The organism is Leptolyngbya sp. FACHB-36, from assembly GCF_014695955.1.
In the GTDB taxonomy this organism is placed as follows: domain Bacteria; phylum Cyanobacteriota; class Cyanobacteriia; order Leptolyngbyales; family Leptolyngbyaceae; genus FACHB-36.
Genome location: NZ_JACJPG010000511.1, coordinates 1 through 4166 on the forward strand (window position 1 = coordinate 1; position 4166 = coordinate 4166).

General features: G+C 52.9%; 3 protein-coding genes. All 3 read left to right on the forward strand.

The features are described 5' to 3' along the window. Positions 1 to 747 (forward strand): ATP-binding protein (locus tag H6F43_RS14635; protein WP_190343470.1); only part of this gene is annotated, 747 nt, incomplete at its 5' end. 160 nt (positions 748 to 907) lie between these two features. Next, positions 908 to 1336 (forward strand): response regulator, encoded by a 429-nt coding sequence (locus H6F43_RS14640; RefSeq protein WP_190343471.1) that lies wholly within the window; start codon positions 908 to 910, stop codon positions 1334 to 1336. Between the two features lie 101 nt (positions 1337 to 1437). Continuing rightward, positions 1438 to 4166: ATP-binding protein (locus H6F43_RS14645; protein WP_190343472.1), on the forward strand; the 2729-nt coding region annotated here is incomplete at its 3' end.

Genomic DNA, 4166 nt, shown 5'->3' on the forward strand with positions numbered 1-4166 from the left:
CACCGCGCCGAAGAACTCAGCCGCACCTCGATGAGATTGGCGCTAACGGCTGCCCGCTTGGAAAAGCGTAATCAAGAGCTAGACCAGTTCGCTTATGTGGTCTCCCACGACCTGAAAGCCCCACTGCGGGCGATCGCCAATCTGTCTCAGTGGCTGGAAGAAGACCTCAACGACTGCCTGACTGAGGATACGCGGCAGCAAATGGACTTGCTGCGCGGACGAGTTCATCGGCTGGAGGCGCTGATCGATGGCATTTTGCAGTACTCTCGCGTTGGTCGCGTCGCCGTACAGCCCGAAACGGTGTCCGTTGAAGCGCTACTGCACGACATTATCGACACGATCGTGCCGCCAGACTTTCCGATCGAGATCGCCACCCCGATGCCCACACTAAAAACCGAACGGGTGCCACTAGAGCAAGTGTTCACGAACTTGATTAGCAACGCCATCAAGCACCACGATCGCCCCGCTGGACGAATTCAAATTACCGCAGCGGATCACGGCGATCGCTACGAATTTGCTGTAACAGATGATGGTCCGGGAATTGATCCCCAGTTTCACGACAAAATCTTCGGCATTTTTCAAACGCTAGAACCCCGCGACAAAGTCGAAAGTACAGGCGTTGGCTTAGCAGTGGTTAAAAAAATTGTGGAACGTCAAGGAGGAACTATTCGAGTCGAGTCAGAGTTGGGGCAGGGAGCTACGTTTCGGTTTACGTGGATGAAGGAGCCAAGCGAGGGCAGTGGTTAGACAGGAATTACCTGCAATGATTCCGTGTGAGATGGTTAGTTGTAAAGCAGGCGATACTGCCGAAAGGCTGATGCCCATTGAGGAGTAACTAGTTATTCAACCCTCCGATCGAGTGAGGACAAATTACTGAAGTTAAGAAATCATAAGAATGTAACTTGGTATGTCAGAACATAAAGTGCTAAACATCCTACTGGTCGATGACGACGAGGTGGATGTGATGAACGTTAAACGTGCGTTTAAAAAAAACAACATCACAAATCCCCTCTATACGGCTTCAAACGGGCTAGAGGCGCTGCAGCTTCTGCGGGGCGAAGGGGAACTTGCGCTTCCTCAAACGCGGCGTCTAATTCTGCTTGATTTAAATATGCCAAAGATGGGTGGGATCGAGTTCCTTAAGGAACTGCGATCCCACCCTCGGTTAAAGCCTACGCCTGTCATTGTGTTGACGACCTCTAACGAGGACAGCGATAAGGTAGAGGCATACAACTTCAATGTAGCTGGCTACATTCTTAAACCTGTGACCTTCTCAAGCTTTGTTGATGCCATGGCGGCATTAAACAAGTATTGGACCTTGAGTGAACTGCCCTAAGACTGGAAGCCCGAGACCAGAGACATTCGGCTGCGATCGTTTGCTGTTCATTTTCTCTTACCTACCCCGCGCTTGCTTGGTCCTTTGGCTCTACCCCCGCTATGGATGCACCCCTCAAACTACTGCTAGTGGATGACGACGCCGTTGATCGGATGGCGGTTCGACGGGCACTACAGCGGACGGACCTTGCTGTTGAGATGACGGAAGTGGAAACCTGCGCGGTGGCGATCGAACTTCTCCGACAGCAACCCTTCGACTGCGTATTTTTGGACTATCGTCTTCCCGATGGCGATGGCTTGTCGCTGGTGCAGCAGGTGCGACAGGCAGGCATTTCGCTACCGCTGATCGTGCTGACGAGTCAGGGCGATGAGCAAGTTGCGGTGGAGTTGATGAAAGCAGGTGCGTACGATTACTTCTCGAAATCCCGCATTGCCCCACAGGCACTTTCCCGTAGTTTGACGAATGCGGTGCGAATTCACCGAGCAGAACAGCAAGCGGCTAAAGTCACCGACCAGCTACGGCAGAGCGAAGAGCGCTATCGATTGGTGCTAGATGGCTCGAACGATGGCATTTGGGACTGGTACCTCTGCCAGAACGAAGTGTTCTGTAACGATCGCCTGTTTGAAATTATTGGCATTGCCCGTGAAGACTTTAGCACGGCTTACGACGCCTTTTACCGCTTGATTCATCCGGACGATCGCACTCGTGTACTCTCGGCAATCACTGCCCATTTGGAGCAGGGCGAGAATTTTGATGTGGAGTGCCGCCTGCTGCACGCTTCTGGCGACTACCGCTACTGTGCTGCCAGAGGTAAAGCCATTCGGGACTCTAACAACAAGCTGTCACGCATGTCTGGCATTATCAGCGACATTACCGATCGCAAACGCGGCGAGGTGATTCAGCAGCTTCTTGCGGAAGCTAGCTCTCGGCTGTCTGGGTCGTTAGATGTCACCATAATTCTTTCCAGCCTTGCCGAGCTAACCGTGCCGTTTTTAGGAGACTGCTGCTTCTTTGATACGGTGACCTCCCAGTGGCGAGTTAAGCGGGTGGCGTGGCGGCACGCAGACCCAAGCAAACAAGAGTGGTTCAGCCAGATTCAGCACTATACCCCTGAGCCGGATGATAACCATCCGTTAATTCACACGCTATCGACACGCCACTCCCTGTTTGTACCGGAGATGACCAATTCGTGGCTTCAAAATTTAGCGGTTAGTCCAGAGCATCTTCAGTTTTTGCAGGAGTTGCAGCCCTGCTCATTGATCACGGTGCCGCTGATTGTCCATGACCAAGCCTTGGGAGCGCTCACGTTTTATCGCACAGCAGCGTCTCGCCGCCACTACTCCTTGGCGGACTTGACACTGGCAGAAGAACTGGCTCAGCGGGCAGCATTGGCAGTGGACAACGCCTACCTCTACCGCGTGACGCAAGAGGCAGAGCAAAATCTCCGCCGAGCGCTGGTGATTTTGGGTGAGCACCAAGAGCAACTCCGGACGCTGCAACGACTGACTGACCTGCTGAATCAGCGCCTCACGAATTTGCCAGAGCTGCTTCAGGTCATGGTGGATACCATGTGCAGCGCCATTCCTAAGGCGGAGTTCTGTCTGATTGTGCTGCAAAATCCCTACACTGGACTGCTAGAACTCACTGCCGCGACAGGCACGGGCACTGAGCTATTGCAGCTAGACGGCGATTTTGCGCCCGGAGAAGGACTTTTGGGAGAAATTTTCCAGACCGGAGAGGCGCAACTGATTCGCAGCGATCGCCCCGGTCCCACTACTACGGCGCGGCCTGCTCGCCTAATCGTGTCGCAACCAGAGCCATCGACGCTTCAGCGATCGATGGCGACGTATATTGATCTCTCGCCTGAGTTGCCTGCCTCGATCTGTGCAGTGCCGATCGCCTCGCCCGAGCCGGGTAGATTAGGCGTGCTGGCAATTGGTAACTGGAGCGACCCCGACGCCTTTGACGCAGACGACCAACGCCTGCTGGGTGCGTTTGGCGAACAGGCTGCGATCGCCCTCACCAACGCTCAGCTAATCAGCGCCTTGGAGGAGCGGGAAGAGCGACTGGAAATCCAAAATCGCATTCTCGGTGAGCAAAACCGCGAACTGGAGCGCCAGCGCCATCAGATTGAACTGCAAAATCTGCAATTGCGCGAAGCTGCCCAGCTGAAATCTCAGTTCATCGCTACAATGTCCCACGAGCTTCGCACACCGATGACGGCGGTGATTGGCTTCTCACAACTGCTGCTGCGCCAAAACAAGCTGCAACCTCAGCAGAAAGACATGGTGGAGCGCATTTTGAATAATGGAAAGAATCTGCTGGCGCTGATTAATGACATTTTAGATTTGTCAAAAATTGAAGCTGGACGCTTACAGTTCCGGCTAGAACAAATCAATTTAGAGCATTTAGCTCGATCGGCGACGGAGGAACTGCGATCGCTGGCACAGCAAAAAAATCTGCCGCTGTCGATCGAGATTAGCCTTAGCAATCCGATCGTCGTTAACGATAGTACTCGCCTCCGTCAAGTGCTCGTTAATTTATTGTCTAACGCGATAAAGTTCACGGAAACTGGCTGCGTGCGGGTCATTGTTGAGGAACTCGATTCGGATAAGGTTTCTCTGACCGTTCTAGACACTGGAATTGGCATTGCTAAAGCTGATTTGCAGCACATTTTTGAAGAATTTCGCCAAGCCGATCAAGGCTTATCAAAGCGGTTTGCGGGCACTGGGTTAGGGTTGTCAATTTCGGATTTACTGATTCGCTTGATGCACGGCAGAATTCTTGTCGAGAGTGAATTGGGTAAAGGATCGATGTTTCGCGTAGAGAT

What these genes read in the sequence shown, in the direction of transcription:
- H6F43_RS14640 (WP_190343471.1), top strand. Translation starts at nt 908, where the DNA reads ATGTCAGAACATAAAGTGCTAAACATCCTACTGGTCGATGACGACGAG.